Consider the following 19,831-nt stretch of genomic DNA (forward strand, 5'->3'; position numbering starts at 1 on the left):
CCCCTTCCTTGTGTCCATAGGTATCATTAACCTTTTTAAAAAAATCGATGTCTATAAACAAAAGTGATATGGGTTCATTGCCATAAGTTAGTTCTTCGTAAGCGTCAAATAGCTCCCACCTAGCCCGCCGTCCTTCTTTATGAGATACTCTATCAAAATAGAGCTGATAAAGGAGGATTTTTCATGACTAAAACAGAACTGCGAGACGTCTGGGCGGTCAGGATAGCGGAATTTAAAGAGAGCGGCCAGAGTGCACCGGCATGGTGTGTGGCCAACAACGTAAAGCTCCATCAATTAAGGTACTGGCTTAGAAAAGAGAAACAGACATCCACTGAGACTACATTATCATGGTTGCCATTGGATCTTAGCGATGCAGGCTTTCAAACTTCTTTGTTAGTAAGGGTAGGCCAGGTCGCTGTAGAAGTCAAGCCAGGGTTTGATCCAAAATTACTAGTAGACGTTGTGAAAGCGTTAATTGACAATGATAGGTGAATCAAGCTTAGAACGGGTTTATCTGGCCTGCGGAAGCACGGACCTTCGTAAGTCCGTTGATGGCTTAGCTGTTTTGGTCAAGGAGGGATTTGCACTAGATCCTTTCTCTCCTGCCCTCTTTGTGTTCTGTAACCGAAAACGTGATAAGCTCAAGATCCTCCAGTGGGAGCATAATGGTTTTTGGCTTCATTACCGGCGGCTGGAGAAAGGAAAATTCCAGTGGCCGGAGAAAAACAGTACAGCCGCTGTCACAACGATTACTCGCCGGGAGTTACGCTGGTTACTCGACGGCCTACCCCTTCAGCAACGTCAGGCTCACCCTAAGGTTACTGCACGGACAGTGTTGTAACCTTTTTATTTGGCTTTAAGTCTCGATTTTAAAGGTTTTTAGAGAGCCTATGTCGAATCAAAACTTTATGAATAATACAGCCAAAATCATCGAAGAACTTCAAAATAGATGCGCTTTGCTGGAACAGCAAAACGCAGAACTTACCGCCAAGTTAAACTGGTTTATGGAACAGTTCCACCTGAACCAACATCGACAGTTTGGCACTTCTAGCGAGAAAACTAATCCAGAACAACAGCAGCTTTTTAACGAGGCGGAAGCGTAGGCTCAACCATCCTCAAAAGAACCCACAATTGAGGAAATCACCTATCGTCGCCGCAAGAAACAAGGGCACCGTGAGGCGCAGTTGGAAAACCTGCCGGTAGAGACCATCGAATACCGCCTGTCTCCCGAAGAACAGGTATGTTCCTGCTGCGGTGGAGCGTTACATGAAATGAGTACAGAGGTAAGGCAAGAGCTTAAGATCATCCCTGCCCAGGCTTATGTAGTCAAACATGTACGTTACGTCTACGCTTGCCGGCACTGTGACCGGGAGAATATACAAACGCCTATCGTAACCGCCCCCATGCCTACGCCTGTATTGTCGGGAAGTTTAGTTTCCCCTTCTGCTATGGCTTACATCATGACACAAAAATATGTGGAAGGCATGCCGCTGTACCGTCAGGAGCAGCAGCTGTCCCGTCTGGGTATAGAACTATCCCGTCAAACTTTGGCCAACTGGATGGTCCAGGGTGCAGAACGATGGCTGTATCCCCTTTATGAGAGGATGCACCAGCATCTGCTAAAACGAGATATCTTGCACGCTGATGAGAGCACCTTGCAAGTATTGCGTGAACCAGGGCGTCCGGCGGAAAGTACGTCCTACCTATGGCTTTACCGTACCGGACGGGAAGGACCGGCAATAGTCCTCTATGATTACCAGACGACCCGGGCGAGCAAGCATCCCCGCCAGTTTTTATCTGGCTTTAAGGGGTATTTGCACGTCGACGGCTATGCCGGCTATAATGGGCTGCCAGACATCACTTTAGTTGGGTGTTGGGCCCATGCCCGGCGCAAGTTTGATGAGGCGCTTAAAGCGTTGCCGGTGGAAAAGCGCAATACAGCGGTAGCTGCCAAAGAGGGATTGGAGTTCTGCAACCAACTCTTTGCCATCGAGCGTGAAATACACGATGCTACACCGGAGGAAAGATACAAAACTCGGTTAGAGCGCAGCCGTCCAATACTGGAGGCTTTTTTGGCATGGCTAAAATTCCAAAAGCCAAGAGTATTGCCGAAAAGTGCTTTTGGGCAGGCTATTAGCTACTGCCTCAGTCAGTGGGATAAGCTGACGGCCTTCTTGCAAGACGGAAAGTTGGAACTGGACAATAACCGCAGTGAACGTTCGATTAAACCGTTTGTCGTCGGACGTAAAAATTGGCTGTTTGCCAACACCCCCAAAGGAGCCAAAGCCAGTGCAACGATATATAGCATTGTTGAATCAGCCAAGGAAAATGCTTTAAATCCATTTAACTATCTTCAGTATCTGTTTGAAAAACTGCCTAACGTTGACATCCAAGATAAGAACGCTATAGATGAACTGCTTCCCTGGTCGAGCGCTTTGCCGTCAGAGTGCCGCATTCAAAAATAAGATTTACACAAAGCCCGCCCTGCTTTCAAGGTGGGCTTTATTTTACGCTTACTTATTGATAATACCAATGAAAACCCTGATCCGCTTATAAGGCTGCTATTCATCCTGAATCAAATTGCGGAATATTTTTTAAGCATGAGTTTAGGCAGCATCATTCAACTGTTACGTAAGAATCCCGAGATATTTGATAAGGAAGTATATGCTGTAACGAAGCACGAAGATAAGGAACGGTTAAACAAACTACTAAAGTCGGTATTAGACAGATATAACGACATTGATCAACAGTATGACATTAATGCTGTTATTACCATGCTTAAGGAAACTGGTCTTGCAAAATCAGAATATATTGAATCGATAACCGATAACGAAGCGGGCTGACCCCCTAAAATTGGAGAATATCCACTTGATTCTTTCTCAGTAATAGTGAAGCTATAATTTTCTACCTAATGGTAAATAATACCATCCAATAGTTTTAAAACGACTGCTTATCCAACCTCCTCCAATTTTAGCTGCCTTCCTTATGCTGTCAAGGGCAAGGGCTAAAGCCTGCTTCGCACCCTTGACACCAATTGCGGAAGCCTGCTTATTTGTAGCTGAGGTTGGCTAGTAGGATTACAGTATTAGGCGATAAGAGGTTGGACTGAGTTAGCTAATTGCCCTTTTGTAAAGGCTTTGTAAAACTCATTAGGAGCCATATACTTTATACTGCTATGTCTACGCCTATTGTTGTAGTAATCAATGTATTCACTAATAGCCCCATATACTTCCATAAAGCTGTCAAATTCATGGCGGCTGTAGCATTCATCTTCTAGAATAGAGTGGAATGACTCTATATAGGCATTCATATTAGGTGTTTTTACAGGAATTCTTTCATGCTTTATATTCCATCTATCACAAGTTTCTTTAAACAGTTTAGCAATAAATTGGGGCCCATTGTCTGTTCTTATCACCGGCATTTTCATACCGGGAGTTAAGTTACGTTTTTTAAGGGCATTTATAAGTACCCTGCAGGCATCCTTTGCCGTGGCGCTTAATCCTACATGGTAACCTACTATCGATCTATCAAATACATCTATGGCTGATAGTTGGAAGAAAAATTGACTGGTTCCGGCAATGTAGCCATACTTTAAATCCATTTGCCAAAGCTGATTAGGGCCAGTTATTTTCTCTCGTTTAGCGAGCTTCTTAGGACGTTTGGGATATATTTTTCGCTGGGGACGTAAAATATCAAGTTCTTTGCAAAGCGCTATAAGCTCACAAAGGTATTCTTTGATAAGTTCATCCGGTATCTTTTCTCCCTTTTTGTTCAGTGAATAGCCTGGTATTTTACGTCCCGTCTGCTTTTTTGTTGATGTTTGTTCCCCTTTGCTTTCTTTAGTGATGTTGTAGTAATAGGTGGATGTAGCTAGACCGACAGAGTTGAGAACAGTAGTTGCGTTGTATCCCTTTTCTATCCACCTCTTAGCAATGGCAACTCTGCCGGTTACCGAGGGTTTTTACAATTCATCAAATCCTTTAGAATTGCCAATTGTAGTTCTTTCTCGGCAAGAAGACGTTTTAATCTGTCATTTTCTGTACTTACTTCTTTAAGCTGTTTTTCCATGGCTTTGTGTTGCCGCTCACGAACTTTGACGGTAGGATTCTCACCGCCAATGGCGTAAGACTTTAGCCGCCGACACGCCACTTAAGTGAGAATTCAGCCGCCATTCATTTACAGTTTAGGAGGGCCAGTCACCCGGCCACTCCCCGCTGCCGATCAAAATCGGCCAGCACTCTGGCAATATGGGATTCTTCGATTACTTCGTGACCACGTTGGGCCGCGTCATAAAGGGCCTGACTGCAGATCTGGTTAATGATACGCGGGATGCCCTGACTGGTTGCATGGACCAAGGCCATAGCACTTTCGGAAAAAACAGGGATAGCCATGCCGGCTGTCTTCATCTGGTGGCGGATGTAATGAGCAGTCTCCTCCGGGCTAAGCCCTCCCAGGTGATACTGCAGAGTAATCCTTTGGGCAATGGCCTCATACTTTTTGAGCCGTAAGGTCCGCCGCAGTTCGGGTTGTCCCACCAGGATCAGAGGAAAGAGGGAGCAAGAGTCCATCTGGTAGCTCACCACAAACCGGAGTTCCCCCAGCATGGCCTCACTCATTTCTTGCGCCTCGTGCACCACCACGACCAGAGCTTTTTCCGCCTGTTCCTGCCTGGCCTCTAGCACATCGGCCCAGAGGCGTTTGGCCTTAGCCAGGGAAAAAGGTGGCACTTCTCCCACATGCCGCAGGAGTTCCCCGTAGAAATCACGAGGCTTGAGGCTGGCGCTGGAGATGTAGATAGGGAGATAACGCACGGGATCAAGGTTTTGAAACAGGCGGCGGATAAGGGTTGACTTACCGCTTCCCACCTCGCCCGTTAAAAGACCCAGGTAGCGGTTTTCCACCATAAGTTGCAAGCGGGCCAGAGCTTCCCGGTGGGCTAAAGACTCGTACAGGTCCGAAGGGTCGATCTGGCGGCTAAAGGGTTTAGTCATGGATATTACCTCCCTTGGGGGCATAGGTCAGAGGCTCTCCGGCAAGTGATTCTTTACGTTTATATTCTGCTGCCTGAAAGAAGGAAATTCCTTCTGTGTCCGGTGCCACCTTTTGTGGCTCTTCTGGTTTTACCCGGCGGTCACGGGAACGGACCAGGTTTAAGGGGATAGCATCAGCATATTGCTTTTTACCACACCAGACCTGAATAGAAGAGAGGTCGAAGGGGTCATAGCGTAAAAGTACCTTCTGGCCCACCAACTCCAGGTCCACTTCGTAGAGGTTACCATCAACCTTAATACAGCCGGTCTTGTCAACTTTTCGTTTTTCTTCCCAAAGGAAGATGTCCATGAGTTCTGTAAAGGAGATGCGGCGGGGCTGTCGCTGGCTGGCAGCCAACCGGACTTTGGGGGGTTCACCGGTGCCGCCGTGTACCCGCAGGTGGTAGTAGCCGTCCAGCCAGGCGGCCAGAGCGCAGTTCAATTCTTCTATGACGGCGTCTGGAACACCCCGCTTCAAGATGGCTTTACGGAAAGCATCTTCTAAGGCCGGTAGCCTCTGGTCGAGGTAAAACTCCCCGTGGCACAAAAGCCGAGTGGCATCGTCAATAAAGGCAACCAGGTAAGTCCTGACTTTTCGTTTAGGGTTTTCGGGATGGGGTAAATACGGCCCGTATTTGATGTCTGCCTGCCACAGACGGTTCCGCTCTCCTTTTTGAAAGCGCCTGTGACCAGGTAGGGTTTGATTGGCTTCTGGCTTGGTTAAGCCGAGGCGCGACAGATGTCTGTTCAAGGTAGAACGGGCCAGTTCTCCCGGCCGGGTTTTCTGCTCCCCTTCCAGGATCTCGATAACCTGGCTGACACTTCGTTCGGGTAGCTCAGTCTTAAGTTTAACTGCCTCCCGGATAATCTCCGGGGCGATCGCCCGGCTGTTTCCCTGGTCGGACCTGACTTTTGACATAAGTCCGGACAATCCCTGTTGTCGGTAAAGTTGAATGTAACGGCGCAGGGTACGCGACGAAATCTCCCCACGGGCCAGAATCTCATTTCGCCGCCGGCGCTTTTCCGCTGCTTCCAAATCCGGTTCAAGCAAAGGAGCAATCAGGGCGAAGCGCTTAAGCGCAGTATCCTGTTGGGTGTACTTCTCTTCTGACATCCAGACCATCTCCTTGTTAAAATATGGTGTTTTTTCCACCATACCACGATTTAATGATGGCCAGGAGCCTAAACTATGTGGAATTGGTTACAGCCAGAGGCCGACCACGTCCATGGTCAGCCAGATGTTTACCGCTCACAATACCGACGTAGAATCTATAGGAGGCAATTTATCTAAGGCGGCCCGTAACTGTTGCCAGGGAGAAGGCCAATTTTCCTTGATGAGTGAATCTATTCGTTTTGATAATCGGAAAGCCAGGCTTTCCAGCACGCCGACGGCCTCACTGTACCGCTTGAGAAACCGACGCACCACCGGCGGGTGGTGGGAATGTCCTGCCCACCTTGGACCCGTTCTGGCGGTACCTGATCATCAACTACTTCCTCTACCGCCGGTGCAATAATATCCATTGAATAATGACGATAGGGAGAAATGAAATCGGGGAGGATGGCATGGGTGCGGCGACAGTTACCGCAACGGAAGCGTGCTATAGGAATTCTCGCTACGGTTTCATCTGCCGTAATCAGTTTGCGCAAATACTGGCCGTGAGCAGCCATTTTAGTTTGACACAGAGGGCAAAACCACTGTTTTTGCCCCAAAATATGTAAATATTTTTCTAAATACTCCTTTACTGAAGTGCCTAAATACGTTACAATCAAGGCGACGGAATGTGGGAAAGCCTTCAGTAAGGGAGAGTGCCAGCTCGTTTAACCTTACTTGAAGGCTTTTCCTTTTCTCCTTGTTCAGATTCTTTCTGTTATTTTTCGTCAAGAGAAGAAGAAATCCTTTTTCTAAACGGCAACTGAATCTGAGCAAGGTAAGGTCAAATAGTGCGGGCAGAAACAATTGTTGTTACCTCATAACTACCGCAGGGACTGACCGTAACAGCATCTGCTGGGAGATCCACCAAAAGGCTGAGGATATTTTAAAGGGGCGGAAAATCGACCCTACCTTTTATCCTGTCATCTACGGCATTGATGATGATGACGACTGGACAGATGAAAGAAACTGGTACAAAGTTAACCCGTCCTTGGGTGTGACGGTGGACATAGAAAAGCTACGGGATGCCTTTAACAGCGCTAAAGATAATCCAGCTGAGGAAAACCTATTCCGGCAGCTTCGGTTAAACCAATGGGTGAAGCAGTCGGTCAGGTGGATGCAGATGGACAAATGGGAGGTCTGCAGCCTTCCCGTTAATGCAGACGAACTCCAAGGGTGAATTTGCTACGGGGGTTTAGACTTATCCTCTACGACAGACATAACTGCCTTCGTGCTGGTTTTTTCACCGGAGGCGGAGGAGGACAAGTATCAGGTGCTGCCCTTTTTCTGGATTCCGGAGGAGAACCTTCAGATTCGGTTGCGGCGGGACCATGTGCCCTATGATGTGTGGGAAAGACAAGGGTATCTTAAAACCACTGAGGGTAATGTAGTGCACTACGGCTTTATCGAGACCTTTATTGAGGAACTCGGCACCCAATATAATATCAAAGAAATTGCCTTTGATCGCTGGGGAGCGGTCCAGATGGTGCAAAACCTTGAGGGCATGGGCTTTACGGTAGTGCCCTTCGGACAAGGGTATAAGGATATGTCACCGCTCACCAAGGAACTTATGAAGCTTGTACTGGAAGGGAAAATCGCCCATGGAGGAAACCCGGTGCTGCGCTGGATGATGGACAATATCTATGTTAAAACCGACCCGGCAGGCAATATCAAGCCGGACAAAGAAAAAAGCACCGAGCGGATTGACGGTGCTGTTGCTTTAATTATGGCCTTGGACAGAGCACTAAGACATGAAGGCAGCGGTTCGGTTTATGATTCAAGAGGGTTACTTGTACTATAGCTTATAAGTTATCAATGTCTTTATCAGGATCGTATCCTTTTCTCAAAGCGCTGTCCCTACGATATACTACATTTGTAACGGAACAATTGAGTTCTTGAGCGGTTTCCCTCAAAGACATCTTGCGATTAAAAATACAATCTACAACCTTCTGCTCCGCATCTGACAGTTTAGCTTTTACAATGGGAAGGTATCCATGCTTCACTAGCCAGTTGTAATATTTTTTGGCCGCATTGATGCTGACACCAAGCTTACGAGCAACCCCTGAATGTGTTTCACCGCTCTTATAGAGTTCCAGTGCCATTGCATAATTCTCGTTATCTGGCAGCGGAGTTTTCGGTACAAAGGCAGAATCCTGTAGAGATCCCTCAGTGCTCATTTTGGCATTATCGTCTCCGCGCAGTCTTGCTAAAATGCGAGCCTCGGCTTCCTGTAGTTCTTCCCTAACAATAGTCTCAATGTCAGTATAATTCATGATGTCCTCCTTTCACAATATTACGTTTTACGTTAAACACTAACACCACTTAACACTTACAGCATATCGCTAATAAGTATAATAAGTCAATGCTCATTTTTTATTTTTAGGAGCGTGTTGCATTTATGGGATATTTTGAAGTGAAAATTTGAGAACTAGCATTGATGAACTAGAAGTATCCCTGGGGGTAACGAATAGCTAATCTTAAAATCTCCCCCAAAGCGCAAAAGGATATGCTGGAGATACTATTATCAAGATTCAAACGTGCGTCTTGATTATTTAGCATAATTATGATAAAATTATGCTAAACTAAATGTGGAGGTGTTATTCTATGCCACAGATCAGGCCGGTATCGGATTTGCGAAATAATTTCGCAGAGATTTCAAGGGTTGTCCACGAAACTTCCGAGCCTGTTTTTCTTACAAAAAATGGGTATGGAGATATGGTTGTGATGAGCTTTGAAGCCTATGAAAAGCTACAATTTGAAAGTGAAGTGTATTTCAAATTGAAGGAAGCGGAACTGCAAGCAAAACAAACCAATCAGCGCTTTTCCCATAAAGAGGTCTTCGACAGTTTGAGGCAAACTTTGCAGGAAAAGGCAGACGGCGGGAATGTATGAAATCATTTACCTTCCGATAGCCAAACAGGATATAACGGACATTATCCTGTATATATCCGACCAGTTAAATGCGCCAAAGGCGGCAATGGATTTGCTGGATGCATTAGAGCATTCTATCTCCCTGTTAAGGGATTTTCCTTATGCACACAAGATATACCGCCCTATAAAGCCTTTGGTAGAAGATTATCGAATGCTGATTGTGAAAAATTATGCTGTTTTTTACGTTGTTCGGGAAGAGGAGAAAATAGTTGAAGTCCATCGCGTAATATATGCAAAGATGGATTTGACAAAATTGATCAAATAAAAAATACTAAAACCATAAAAAAGGCAAATATTAATAAACCTGTATTTTTATTAGCACTTCTTCGGAGGTGCTTTTTCCATGCCCGAAAAAGGGAGGTGAAGCCTTGCGCATACCTTTTCTCTCAAAATTAATAGAACGAAGAACCATAAGCCTTGATGCCAAAATCAGGGCTTTTTTACTGGGTGAAGATATCGGAATCCAGTCCAATGCCGGTGTAAACGTCAGTGAATACAATGCCATGACCTCCACAGCGGTCTATGCCTGTGTGAGGGTCTTGGCTGAAACGGTGGCCAGCCTCCCCCTGCCGTTATATAAGAGGCTTGACCGGGGCAAAGAAAAAGCAACCTACCACCCTTTGTACTTTCTTCTACACGACTTGCCCAATCCGGAGATGACCAGTTTCACCTTCCGGGAAACCCTGATGAGCCACCTTCTTTTATGGGGGAACGCCTATGCTCAGGTAATAAGGGACAGCAAGGGGAATGTGGCCGAGCTCTGGCCCCTGTTACCTGACCGGATGTCGGTGGAGAGAGACTTGGAAAGCGGAGAGCAGTTTCAGCTTAATGAAATCTGCCGCATTTTCCGGGTACCGCCTCACCTGGTGGGGGACTTGTCCCGAGCCACTTTCAGCAATGTAGAGCATCAATCCCTGGATTTTGTCGTCCACACCATCAGGCCCTGGCTGGTTCGCTGGGAACAAGCCATTACAAAATGCCTTTTGAGGGAAGGGGAGAGAAAAATATATTTCCCCAAGTTCACCGTCGATGGCCTTCTTAGAGGCAATATGCTGCCAGTCTCTCTGGTGGGCAGTAAAACAGAGGGAGGTGAGAACTTAAATGGACAAACAGAAAAGAAGACAGGCTGAGCCAGCGCAGCTGGAGAGAAGAACGGTATCCATGACGGAGCTCAGGGTACTTAGCGAGGGTGATGAAGAAGCGACAAAGCCCATCATCGAAGGACATGCCGCTGTTTTCAACCGGTGGTCGGAGGAGCTTGGCGGCATGTTTCCCTTCCGGGAAAAAGTAATGCCGGGAGTTTTCAAGGAGACTATCCAGGTGGATGACATCCGGGCGCTGTTTAACCATGACCCCAATTATGTGCTGGGCAGGAACCGTTTAGGCACCCTTGAACTCAAGGAAACGCAAAAGGGGCTGCTGGTAAGGATAACACCTCCGGAAACGCAGTGGGCAAAAGATTTGTTAGTCAGCATAGACCGAGGAGACATTTCGCAAATGTCCCTCGGTTTTTTAGTTATTGAGGACCGCTGGGGTACCGAGGACGGTGGGGATATCAGGGAGCTTCACAAGGTAAAGCTTTTTGATGTTTCTCCGGTAACCTTTCCGGCATACCCTCAGACAGATGTCGGTGTTAGGGACGCGCTTTTAAGCTATGAGAGGCATTTAAAGGATTGTCCGAGGCGGCAGAGTCCCGCGCAAGGCAGCGGTTGGAACTGATAAAACGGAAAATAGAACTACTTTGACAGGAGGTATTCTAAACATGAACAAAATTAAAGAAATGGAAGCACTAAAGAGGATGCAAGGCTTAAGGCCCTTGCCATCCTTGAGAAGGCTCAGGCTGAAGGCCGCTTTTTAACTGAGGAAGAGGAAAAGCAGGTTAGGCAGTTTGAGGAGGAAATGAAAAGGTGGGACGACACAATTGTGCGCACCAGGGCACTGATGGAGGAAGAGGAGCAGCCGGAGGAAAGGGACATGGAGCCTGCAAGGCCCAATCCCAAGGCGGCGGTAGCTTTAGGAGAGCAGCTCTTTGCAAGCTTCGGCGAGCAGATGTTGGCTGTGTACAGGGCGGCAGCGCCAGATGGCCGCATTGACCCAAGACTTACCACAAGAGCTGCCAGCGGGCTTTCCGAGAGTGTGCCTCTGACGGCGGTTTTCTGGTGCAGCAGGAGTTTGTCACCGAGCTTTTAAAGCGTACCTATGAGACGGGGGTTCTTGCTTCAAGAGTCAGTAAGATTCCGCTTTCCACTAATGCTAACGGGCTGAAAATCAATGGCGTGGACGAATCCAGCAGGGCGAACGGCGCCCGCTGGGGCGGCATTCAGACCTACTGGGAAAATGAAGCCGACCAGCTTATCGCGTCAAAGCCCAAATTTAGGGTGATGGATTTGTCCCTTAAAAAATTGACCGGCTTTTGCTACGCAACTGATGAACTCTTACAGGATGCGGCAGCCCTTGAGAGTGTGCTCCGTCAGGGCTTTGCGGAGGAATTCGGCTTTAAGATAGACGATGCCATCCTGACAGGTACCGGTACCGGGCAGCCCCTTGGCATTCTGAATAGCGATGCCTTGGTGAAGGTACCGAAGGAAAGCGGGCAGACTGAGCTCTTAAAAGTAGACAACCTATTCAACATGTGGTCAAGATTCTGGGGCAGAAGTAGGACAAATGCTGTGTGGTATATCAATCAGGAGATTGAGCCGCTCTTATTTACAGTGAAAATCGGTGATGTGCCGGTATATATCCCGGCAGGTGGACTTTCGGAAGCACCTTATGCGACACTGATAAATGCGGTTTGAGGAGGCATTATTCGCTCACCTTAAGGCTTTTACAGGGTTGAAGAGCCTTGTGGATGAAAGGATTTACCCGCTTATCCTGCCGCAGAAGGCTGTTCTTCCGGCTGTAACCTATCAGAAAATTTCAGGAGAAAGGCTGCATAAGCTGCAGGGAGATACAGGCTTTACAAGGCCGGTATACCAGCTGTCCTGCTGGGCGGAAAATTATGCCCAGTGCAAGGCTGCTGCCGAGCAGGTCAGGCTTTGCTGCAGAACCCATTCAGGACTTATGGGCGGTACAGATGGTGTCGCTGTTGGTGCAGTGCTGCTGGAGGGTGAAGCAGAGGGCTATGAGTCTGACACAGGCACGTTCTACATCAATATGGACTTTCAGTTTTATTATTCAGAGCAGGTTTAAAGGAGGTTGATAACAATGGCATTACAGGAAAAAGTGGAAAGCTTATGGTGGGAACCAGCAATGTTACTGAGATAAAGAACTGGTCGTTGGACCTAGGACTGGACACAATAGAAACTACAGCGTTGGGGGATGAATGGAAAAACTTCATCGCCGGACTCAAGGAGTGGTCGGCAAGCGCAGAAGGCAGCTGGAATGTAGCTGTGGATGCACAAGGACAGAAGGCTCTGCAGGATGCCTATTTGAGCGGTGCGACAGTAAGCCTTAAGCTTTATGTAGATGCGGCTCACTATTATAGCGGCGAAGCGTTTATTTCTTCCTTTTATACCGATGCGACAGCTTCCAAACAGCGGTATGAGGGTTTTGGCATTATCAATTCCGACAGCCTTGAAGCGGCAGTGAATGATGTAATTAATGAAACAATTGAGATACAGGGAGTTGGAGAATTATTTTTCAGAGAAGGATAAAATAAGTATTGGCACTGACGTTGCGTCACCCTTTATACTGGCTTTGGGAGGTGAGTGAATGGCATATACAGTAAAACAGGTTTCTGAAATGACAGGCGTAACAATAAGGGCACTGAGGTTTTACGACAGGATTGGGTTATTGAAGCCTGCAGGTATGACCGAAGCAGGTTACCGGTTATATGATGACGGCAATATAGAACTTTTACAGCAAATCATGTTTCTGAGGGAACTGGACTTTTCCCTGGAGCAAATAAAGGATATCGTAACGAGTTCACAATATGACCGGAAGCAGGCTCTCATTAAGCAGGCAGAGCTGTTGAACCAGAAAGCTGAGAGGCTGAAATCTTTGGCTGAACTTGCCATAAAAACCTCAAAAACCATTGAAGGAAGTGTCAATATGGACAAGAAAGAGATGTTCAAGGAGTTTGATATGAGCCGGATAATTGAACACAAAAACAAATATGCCGAGGAAGTAAAACAGCGTTGGGGCGAAACCGACGCATACAAAGAATCACAGGCCAAAACATCGAGATATACAGAAGAGGATTGGAAAAGAATTCATGAGATTCAGCAATCGAATATTGAAAAGATGGCTGAATTATTCAAACAGGGTGTATCTCCTGAAAGCGATGAGATGCAAAGACTGGTTAAGGAAAGCCAGCAAATCATCACCGACAATTTTTATAATTGTACCCTGGATATTCTGAGTGGTTTGGGAGAGATGTATGTTGCAGATGAGCGTTTTAAAGCTAATTATGACAAATATGCAGATGGTCTGGCTGTTTTTGTGAATGATGCGATTCAGTACTACTGTATTAATAACACAAAATAAGCTTAATAAAATTATTCATGACGTCCGATTCTTATCGGGCGTTTTTTGTTGGAATGGAGGGATAAAAAAATGGCAAAGCAGAGCGTAACGATTGAACTGGACAGGCTGAGAAACTTAAGATACGGGATGAACGCGCTTGTAAAAATTGAGGAAATGGTTGGCAGGCCCATCAGCAAACTCGACCTTGAGAACATCAGTATCAAGGACCTGCGTACCATCATTTATGCCGGTCTGTTTCACGAGGACAAAAACCTGTCCTCTGAAAAGGTAGGAGAACTGATTGACGAGTTTTCGATATCAACACCGTAGCTGAGAAGCTGGGTGAAGCCATGACAGAGGCTTTCGGGAGGTAAAAAACGCCAAGAGGGCGGCAGCAAAGGCGGAGAAGACTGGGACTGGGACAGGCCTCTTCAGCACTGCTGTCGGCCCTCTTGGCTTAAAGCCCTGGGAGTTCTGGGAACTGACGCCGCATGAGTTTAACCTTATGGTGGAGGGTCATGCGGATAAGGAAACAAAGAGGCTACAGGAGTTTTTGTATATGGCTTTGCACATCGAAGCCTTAGCAAGGCAGAAGAAGCTGCCCAGGCTGGAAACAGTGCTGAAGCCAAGATACAGAAGGAAGCCTGAACAAGTCAAACCAAGATCCAGGCCCTCGGTCCCTTTATCCAGGCGGTTATCAATGCAGTAAATATCGTGGTGAATATTATCGGTTTGATTATCGCTCTCTTGCGCGGCGATTGGAGCACAGCCTGGGAGTTTATGCAAAATGGGAGGATACTGGTTTCCCCTTTACACCGCTTGCCGGTGTGAGCTTTGCATATCCAAATATGGCGGTGGATAGTACCGGTGCCGTCCATGTAGTCGCCAATGATAACACTAACAATAAAATTAAATATTGCGTTTATGCTTCTGATGCGTGGAGCCCGGTTGAAACCTTGCCAGCCTTGCCAGGGAGCTATGTGGAAGCTGACATTATCGTGCTTATAGATAGCAACGATAAGCCTCATGTAGTTTTTTTACTTGCCCTCCGGATCAAACAGAGTTAACCTGCATGACCTGAAGGGGGGTCAAAGCATTGAAAAGAAGGAAGCTGAAGGTTATATGCCTGGGATGCACTATTCTATCAGATTTTTTCTTTATCATATAACAGTGTTATGTTACAATATCAAAGTACAATTATTGCAAAATAAGCTAATAAACTAAATTACAACGAAACAATGTTATGAAATATTAATTTTGTATCTAGAAAAAAAGATTGGAGGAAAGAATTATGGAAAATCAAAAAAGATACGACTTGATAATCTCAGGAGTAGGCAGTGCATCGGGAGGCGCTTTTAACAATGTTCTTATTAACGGTCAGGGAAAAATCAACGGAGATGTAGACTGCAGCGACTTTATAATAAGTGGAGTAGGAAGCGTGGAAGGCAGCGTGAAAACTAAAACAGGAAAAATCAGTGGGAAGTGCGGAATTAAAGGCGATTTGCAATCAGATGAATTTAAAGTCAACGGTCATGCAAATATCGGCGGCAATGTAGAAGTTGAAAAAGCCAGATTTGAAGGTGTGGTTAGCATTAATGGCAGTGCTACTTGCAATAAAGTTTTCTCGTGCCTGTTTGGTGGTTAACGATTTGAAGGTGTGGTTAGCATTAATGGCAGTGCTACCGCTGAGACTGTTGAGGGTGAGGTGCATCAAGGAGAAGCCTTGATGATGGAAGCTAATATTGATGATATGAACCCGGAATTTTATGATTACTTGATCAACAAGTTTCTTCAAGCCGGAGCGATGGATGTTTTCTTGCGGAAAATCCAGATGAAAAAAAACCGGCCTGGTATTGTTTTAAGTTTATTAATTCATCCCGGTCAATTGGAAAAGTTCTATCATCAGGTGTTTGCCGAAACCACTTCAATCGGAGTCAGGGTTTATCCAGTGACCAAGTATATGCTGCCTTATGAAATAATTACTGTGCAAACCAAACTAGGTCCAGCTAAGGTGAAAGTGGCCCGTCATCAGGATAACCTGCGTAATGTGGCCCCAGAATATGAGGATTGTCGTAAAATTGCAGAAGAGCTTCAAATGCCACTCAAAGAAGTTTACGATACTATCAAATACGAAGCTTATCACCAGTTAGGACAAAAAGATCGTACTACTTTGTCACCTACCAACCGGAGTAAGGGAGATTCTAGAACTGAGACGTTGGTAGAAAAGACCGTAATTAGAAAGGAGTAATTACTATGAATAGATTGGTTAAAGTATCCACAAAAGAAGATATTTTTCTAAAATATAGAGAAACCCCGATTGGGCGTCTTTTAGAATATCATAATCTTAATCGTGAATTCGATTCATACGCAAAAGCCGAGTTGTTAATTGGAATGTGTATGGATAATCGTAAACATCTTCATATTCCCGATAATTTTGCGTATATCATTCGGAGTGGTGGGGGAAATTTACGCTATAGTGAGTTTAAAATATCGTATGCTGTTGCTATTGGGGGAGTAAAGGCGATAGCTTTAATAGGACACAATAATTGTGGTATGGTAAACCTTTTTTCTAAAAAAGAACAATTTATAAAAGGACTAGTTGAACGTGGAGGATGGAATCAGGAATCGGCCGAAGAGCACTTTAGGAATTTTGCTCCAATGTTCGAAATCGAAAATGAAATAGATTTCGTATTAAGTGAAGCTAGAAGATTACAAGCCAAGTATCCTAAAATATTAGTTGCACCATTATTCTATAAAATAGAAGATAATCAAATTTATCTTATTAAAGAATCTTAGTTGAGAAGTAAATGCGGTCAACAGCAACCTTAGGCTTAGACTATTCACGCCCGTGGTTTTCCTTTTCAACATATGCTGTCATCTTACCGGAAGAGCTAGGATAATAGATTCTCAGGTAATCTTGTGACCATTCTGCATGTAATCATATATTGAAGTAAGTCAGTCCGTGTAATCTTAAATAACTGCTGTAAGGGGAGTCGCGAGCGGGAGCGATGCCGTGGATAGGGTCGACAATCGGTTCGATGTAAACCCGGCCTATCACGAATCAACGAAAGTTGCGAGACCTTGCCCAATTACGAAGATTCAGGGACCGGACAACATCTTTGAGGCAAGTGTCACCATGTATATTCGTTTAACATGGCAATACACCGAGGACGGTATTTTGCTGCGGAATATCGGAGAGTATGACAAGACTCTAAAGAACCCGTAAGAATTAACATTGTTATAGTACCTCTGTAACTGTCAAGGTAAACTCTGTTGTGGTTTCTGCCGGTTTTATCCTTAAGAATTGTGGCGGCGTGGTGGTATTTGAAGCCCCTCTAGAACTGGACGATGAGGTAACAGTCAGCGGGAAGTATCTGATGGTTGCACAGCATGGCGGCTTCTTCAATTGGTCAGCTGAACTGGAACTGGATACTTTGTCCATAACCACCTTTCAAAGGCAGGCTGGAAGGAAAACCTGCCGACGGTCAAAGGGTTTACAGCCAGCGCGGAGAGCTATGGGGCGATGAGGAGTTTTTTGCAGGGCCGGGCAAGGAGGTGGTCATTTGCCCTGTATACCGCGACAGCTTTCAAGCAAAGGAAGCAGTGGAGGACTTGAAGCGTCTTGACCACAGTCAGCGGTTGCAGGTGCTGAAAGCCATAGACAAAGCTTCAGGCAACCCCTTGCCGCAGAACGAAGGGGGATACGGCAAACCTCTGGGAAACAGGAACAGCACAAGAATTGCGGGTTACCTTAAGATCAAGATGAAAAGGCTTGGCCTTTGAGCGGTGTATAACTGGTCAGGGAAAAGGATGTCCTGAAGGTTATTGTAATATCTGCAAGGGCAGATTACGAGGTTTACCTTTTGGCATGAAAAGAACAGATAAATAGCAGGAAATGAACGATGAAACGCCCGGAAAATCGGGCGTTTTTACGTGCGGCGTGCCCAGCCAAGCACGCATTGTCTAACCGGTGAAAGTCCGGTCAGGGTAAGCGCCAAGGCGCCCTGTAGCTAGGATGTATGCGTACGGAGAAATCTTTGCGTAGAAGCGCATCGACAAAAGTACCTTTCAGAGAAAGGGCAAGCAAGTTGCCAGATCGTAACATTAAGTGAATCTTGCCGCGTCGTCAAAAAGGCCTCGCAAGAGGGAAAAGGAGGAGCCGAGTCTCGCGCATATGGACGAAGGCCATGGAAGATGTAAGGAACTTGGAGCAGCATCGAAGAACCTCCCGGCGTAGAGAGAGCGGTATGGTAACAAAGATAATGCAGTGAACTGGGGAGACCCTCCCCTGCACAAGGAAACTTGTAAAGAGGAAACCTATAAGCCTAAAAGTGAAATGGTTGTCCTGCAGGAAGGGAGTCGGAGGAGGTAATAGTACCGAGGAAGGCGGGACAACACAACCTGCCGGAGGGAAGGCGGGGTCATTTCGCCGTTATTAGCGAATATATATCTCAATTATTTTGATACCTTGTGGGAAAAACATGGAACAGGATTAGGAGAACTAACGCGATACGCCGATGCTCTTGTGATTGTCTGCAAAACTAGGAAGGATGCACTGCGGGCATTTCAGTTAATGCACAAGATTATGGCAAGGTTAGAACTAACCGTTCACCCAACAAAAACAAGACTTGTCGGGCTATGGACGGGAGAAAAAGGCTTTGACTTTCTAGGGATGCACCATCGACACGCCAAAGCAGAGACATCTCAAGGAAAAGCATATTATACCACCCAGCAATGGCTAACGCCGAAGGCAGAGCAGCACATCCGAGATGTAATTAAGGAGCGATTAGCTCCGCCGGCAGCGCGAGTGCAATCACTGAAGTCCCATATTGAATATCTAAATCCTAAAATACGTGGATGGAAGAATTATTATGGAACTCCATACAGCACAAAGAAAATGACCAAATTGGATTGGTATATTCTTCAGCGATTTACTCGCTGGTACGCCAAGAAAACAAAAAGGCGCAAAGCGTTCAGCGCCCTGCGTCAAGTCTCTGAGATGTTAGAAAAGCATGGACTGTTAAAACTTGCATAATCGAAAGCTCATGGATGACGAACATCGGAAAGCCGTATGAGGGAAAACCTCACGTACGGTTTGATGAGGAGGGGCTGAAATTTTCAGCTCTTCACTCTACCCCCACAGTTGCACAATCTAAGTAGTTAAAATCTATCCGGCAACTTTACCTTTTTAAGTGCCGTAGCCGAAGCAAAGGTCCTAACTTTTCCTCAAAAGAAGGAGTCACCCTTGAAGTCAAAAGAAACGGGGGTGGCGGCGGAATTGGCAAAAAGTGTTTATGCCCACATTATTTGGCGGACACTTGATAACCTTCAGTGGCGGTTGCATGCCCTGACATAAATATCGATAAAAAAACGAGCTTCACACAATAACGCAGAAGCAATACTTGTTTGGTGCTATCAATGTTTGCTAAAAGTTGGTTAGAGCAGGTTGTTATGCATCAGTTGTATATTGTTAAATTTATGGTACGATTGATCTTACAAGAATAGAGTAATTGGAGGGGGTACTCAATGAACTCTGTTTTAAAAAAGTTAGGGTTAACAACGCAAAACCCGGTTTTAATATTAAATGCACCAGATGAATATAAAGATGTTTTGTCTGAAATAACAGCAGAAATTCACACAACGATAAATGGAAAATATAAATTTATTCAAGTCTTTCAAATAGATTTATACAAGACCAAAAGCATAGCAAAGGATTTAATTGAGGCATTAGAAACCGATGGGCATTTATGGCTTTGCTACCCAAAGGGGACTTCAAAAAAGTATAAATCTGACATCAATAGAGAAAAGGCTTGGGACATTTTTGCAGCCTATGAATTTGAACCTGTGACTCAGATATCTATTGACGATAATTGGTCAGCAATACGTTATAGACATGTAGACCATATTAAAACAATGAAAAGAAAAACTGCTGCTTCCGAAAAAGGTAAGGAAAGAATAAAAAGCAAGGAGAGCTGTAAATAAGTATTTACTTATTTCAGCTTGTAGACAAAACCCGCATGTATTATTTCGCTCTGGACAAGCTCCTACGCCGTTGACCTTTGGCAAAGCCGCCAGCCTTGAGGAAACCAGTCCCGCTCCATAATACATGCGGACTGATAATAGTTAAGTGAGGTGGGCTTAAGTGGAGAAAGGAAGCGAAGGCTTTAAGATGAGTGAAAAAGCATTTGACTATAAAAAGGAATACAAAGACTTATATATGCCAAAGGACAAGCCGGTATTAATTGAGATTCCGTCT

Annotated in this window: 25 protein-coding genes and 4 pseudogenes; 22 read left to right on the forward strand and 7 right to left on the reverse strand. The window is 45.6% G+C overall.

All coding sequences use genetic code 11. The features are described from left to right. Positions 1-178 (reverse strand): diguanylate cyclase (locus RDV78_10935; protein ID MDS1030948.1); only part of this gene is annotated, 178 nt, incomplete at its 3' end. 5 nt (positions 179-183) lie between these two features. Between RDV78_10935 and RDV78_10940 the strand changes: the two genes are divergently transcribed. The 4 genes and pseudogenes from RDV78_10940 to RDV78_10955 all read left to right on the forward strand — a co-directional run bounded on the left by RDV78_10940 (position 184) and on the right by RDV78_10955 (position 2,843). Then, entirely contained in the window at positions 184-492 is a 309-nt protein-coding gene (locus RDV78_10940) for an IS66 family insertion sequence element accessory protein TnpB (protein MDS1030949.1), read from the forward strand. Then, on the forward strand, positions 482-841 hold the full coding sequence (gene tnpB / locus RDV78_10945) for an IS66 family insertion sequence element accessory protein TnpB (protein MDS1030950.1): 360 nt from the start codon (positions 482-484) through the stop codon (positions 839-841). Before RDV78_10940 ends, tnpB begins: the two co-directional genes overlap by 11 nt. 49 nt (positions 842-890) lie before the next feature. Continuing rightward, a pseudogene (locus tag RDV78_10950) lies at positions 891-2,465 on the forward strand (IS66 family transposase). A 30-nt stretch (positions 2,466-2,495) separates the two neighbouring features. Next, entirely contained in the window at positions 2,496-2,843 is a 348-nt protein-coding gene (locus RDV78_10955; GenBank protein MDS1030951.1) for a hypothetical protein, read from the forward strand. A gap of 242 nt (positions 2,844-3,085) precedes the next feature. On the opposite strand, the gene RDV78_10960 is transcribed toward RDV78_10955, so the two are convergent. The 5 genes and pseudogenes from RDV78_10960 to RDV78_10980 form a co-directional block, all read right to left on the reverse strand. After that, a complete protein-coding gene (locus RDV78_10960) occupies positions 3,086-3,934 on the reverse strand; it encodes a DDE-type integrase/transposase/recombinase (protein ID MDS1030952.1) in 849 nt (282 codons plus the stop codon). A 14-nt stretch (positions 3,935-3,948) separates the two neighbouring features. Further along, positions 3,949-4,149, reverse strand: coding sequence for a hypothetical protein (locus RDV78_10965; GenBank protein ID MDS1030953.1), 201 nt, complete (start codon positions 4,147-4,149; stop codon positions 3,949-3,951). A 47-nt stretch (positions 4,150-4,196) separates the two neighbouring features. Then, entirely contained in the window at positions 4,197-4,991 is a 795-nt protein-coding gene (locus RDV78_10970; GenBank protein MDS1030954.1) for an AAA family ATPase, read from the reverse strand. Positions 4,992-5,187: 196 nt separating this feature from the next. Continuing rightward, a pseudogene (locus RDV78_10975) lies at positions 5,188-6,153 on the reverse strand (Mu transposase C-terminal domain-containing protein). A 221-nt stretch (positions 6,154-6,374) separates the two neighbouring features. Then, positions 6,375-6,698, reverse strand: a complete 324-nt coding sequence (locus RDV78_10980) for a DUF6431 domain-containing protein (GenBank protein ID MDS1030955.1) — start codon at positions 6,696-6,698, stop codon at positions 6,375-6,377. Between the two features lie 296 nt (positions 6,699-6,994). On the opposite strand from RDV78_10980, the pseudogene RDV78_10985 reads away from it, so the two are divergent. Next, positions 6,995-7,981, forward strand: a pseudogene (locus tag RDV78_10985) (hypothetical protein). A gap of 1 nt (position 7,982) precedes the next feature. Here the strand turns inward: RDV78_10985 and RDV78_10990 are convergent. Next, positions 7,983-8,453, reverse strand: a complete 471-nt coding sequence (locus RDV78_10990; protein MDS1030956.1) for a hypothetical protein — start codon at positions 8,451-8,453, stop codon at positions 7,983-7,985. Between the two features lie 331 nt (positions 8,454-8,784). Between RDV78_10990 and RDV78_10995 the strand changes: the two genes are divergently transcribed. The 17 genes and pseudogenes from RDV78_10995 (at position 8,785) to RDV78_11075 (ending at position 19,557) form a co-directional block, all read left to right on the forward strand. Beyond that, the gene (locus tag RDV78_10995) at positions 8,785-9,072 is read left to right on the forward strand and encodes a type II toxin-antitoxin system Phd/YefM family antitoxin (protein MDS1030957.1); all 288 of its coding nucleotides are present in this window, start codon (positions 8,785-8,787) and stop codon (positions 9,070-9,072) included. After that, positions 9,065-9,376, forward strand: a complete 312-nt coding sequence (locus RDV78_11000) for a type II toxin-antitoxin system RelE/ParE family toxin (protein MDS1030958.1) — start codon at positions 9,065-9,067, stop codon at positions 9,374-9,376. Before RDV78_10995 ends, RDV78_11000 begins: the two co-directional genes overlap by 8 nt. A 145-nt stretch (positions 9,377-9,521) precedes the next feature. Then, positions 9,522-10,241: a phage portal protein gene (locus RDV78_11005; GenBank protein ID MDS1030959.1), complete on the forward strand. Its 720-nt coding sequence runs from the start codon at positions 9,522-9,524 to the stop codon at positions 10,239-10,241. After that, positions 10,213-10,830 carry an HK97 family phage prohead protease gene (locus RDV78_11010; GenBank protein ID MDS1030960.1) on the forward strand — a complete coding sequence of 206 codons (618 nt, stop codon included), beginning with the start codon at positions 10,213-10,215 and terminating at the stop codon, positions 10,828-10,830. Before RDV78_11005 ends, RDV78_11010 begins: the two co-directional genes overlap by 29 nt. A gap of 188 nt (positions 10,831-11,018) precedes the next feature. Then, entirely contained in the window at positions 11,019-11,204 is a 186-nt protein-coding gene (locus RDV78_11015) for a hypothetical protein (GenBank protein MDS1030961.1), read from the forward strand. 66 nt (positions 11,205-11,270) lie between these two features. Beyond that, complete coding sequence (locus RDV78_11020; protein ID MDS1030962.1) at positions 11,271-11,906, forward strand: phage major capsid protein; 636 nt, start codon at positions 11,271-11,273, stop codon at positions 11,904-11,906. Next, on the forward strand, positions 11,896-12,300 hold the full coding sequence (locus tag RDV78_11025; GenBank protein MDS1030963.1) for a DUF3168 domain-containing protein: 405 nt from the start codon (positions 11,896-11,898) through the stop codon (positions 12,298-12,300). The genes RDV78_11020 and RDV78_11025 overlap by 11 nt, the downstream gene beginning before the upstream one ends. Before the next feature lie 44 nt (positions 12,301-12,344). Beyond that, the gene (locus RDV78_11030; protein MDS1030964.1) at positions 12,345-12,764 is read left to right on the forward strand and encodes a phage tail tube protein; all 420 of its coding nucleotides are present in this window, start codon (positions 12,345-12,347) and stop codon (positions 12,762-12,764) included. 58 nt (positions 12,765-12,822) lie between these two features. Continuing rightward, positions 12,823-13,596 carry a MerR family transcriptional regulator gene (locus RDV78_11035; GenBank protein MDS1030965.1) on the forward strand — a complete coding sequence of 258 codons (774 nt, stop codon included), beginning with the start codon at positions 12,823-12,825 and terminating at the stop codon, positions 13,594-13,596. A 69-nt stretch (positions 13,597-13,665) separates the two neighbouring features. Next, a complete protein-coding gene (locus tag RDV78_11040; GenBank protein ID MDS1030966.1) occupies positions 13,666-13,905 on the forward strand; it encodes a hypothetical protein in 240 nt (79 codons plus the stop codon). 428 nt (positions 13,906-14,333) lie between these two features. Further along, the gene (locus RDV78_11045; GenBank protein MDS1030967.1) at positions 14,334-14,642 is read left to right on the forward strand and encodes a hypothetical protein; all 309 of its coding nucleotides are present in this window, start codon (positions 14,334-14,336) and stop codon (positions 14,640-14,642) included. Positions 14,643-14,866: 224 nt separating this feature from the next. Then, positions 14,867-15,220: a polymer-forming cytoskeletal protein gene (locus RDV78_11050; protein ID MDS1030968.1), complete on the forward strand. Its 354-nt coding sequence runs from the start codon at positions 14,867-14,869 to the stop codon at positions 15,218-15,220. Between the two features lie 60 nt (positions 15,221-15,280). Continuing rightward, on the forward strand, positions 15,281-15,823 hold the full coding sequence (gene larC, locus RDV78_11055) for a pyridinium-3,5-bisthiocarboxylic acid mononucleotide nickel chelatase (protein MDS1030969.1): 543 nt from the start codon (positions 15,281-15,283) through the stop codon (positions 15,821-15,823). Between the two features lie 5 nt (positions 15,824-15,828). Then, positions 15,829-16,371: a carbonic anhydrase gene (locus tag RDV78_11060; GenBank protein MDS1030970.1), complete on the forward strand. Its 543-nt coding sequence runs from the start codon at positions 15,829-15,831 to the stop codon at positions 16,369-16,371. 1,624 nt (positions 16,372-17,995) lie between these two features. Further along, positions 17,996-18,241, forward strand: a pseudogene (locus RDV78_11065) (reverse transcriptase domain-containing protein). A gap of 6 nt (positions 18,242-18,247) precedes the next feature. Continuing rightward, positions 18,248-18,610 carry a group II intron maturase-specific domain-containing protein gene (locus RDV78_11070; GenBank protein MDS1030971.1) on the forward strand — a complete coding sequence of 121 codons (363 nt, stop codon included), beginning with the start codon at positions 18,248-18,250 and terminating at the stop codon, positions 18,608-18,610. A gap of 491 nt (positions 18,611-19,101) precedes the next feature. Next, positions 19,102-19,557 carry a DUF3052 domain-containing protein gene (locus RDV78_11075; GenBank protein MDS1030972.1) on the forward strand — a complete coding sequence of 152 codons (456 nt, stop codon included), beginning with the start codon at positions 19,102-19,104 and terminating at the stop codon, positions 19,555-19,557. Positions 19,558-19,831: the final 274 nt, after the last annotated feature.

The sequence above is a fragment of the Bacillota bacterium LX-D genome, from assembly GCA_031628995.1.
Classification (GTDB): domain Bacteria; phylum Bacillota; class DUOV01; order DUOV01; family Zhaonellaceae; genus JAVLUO01.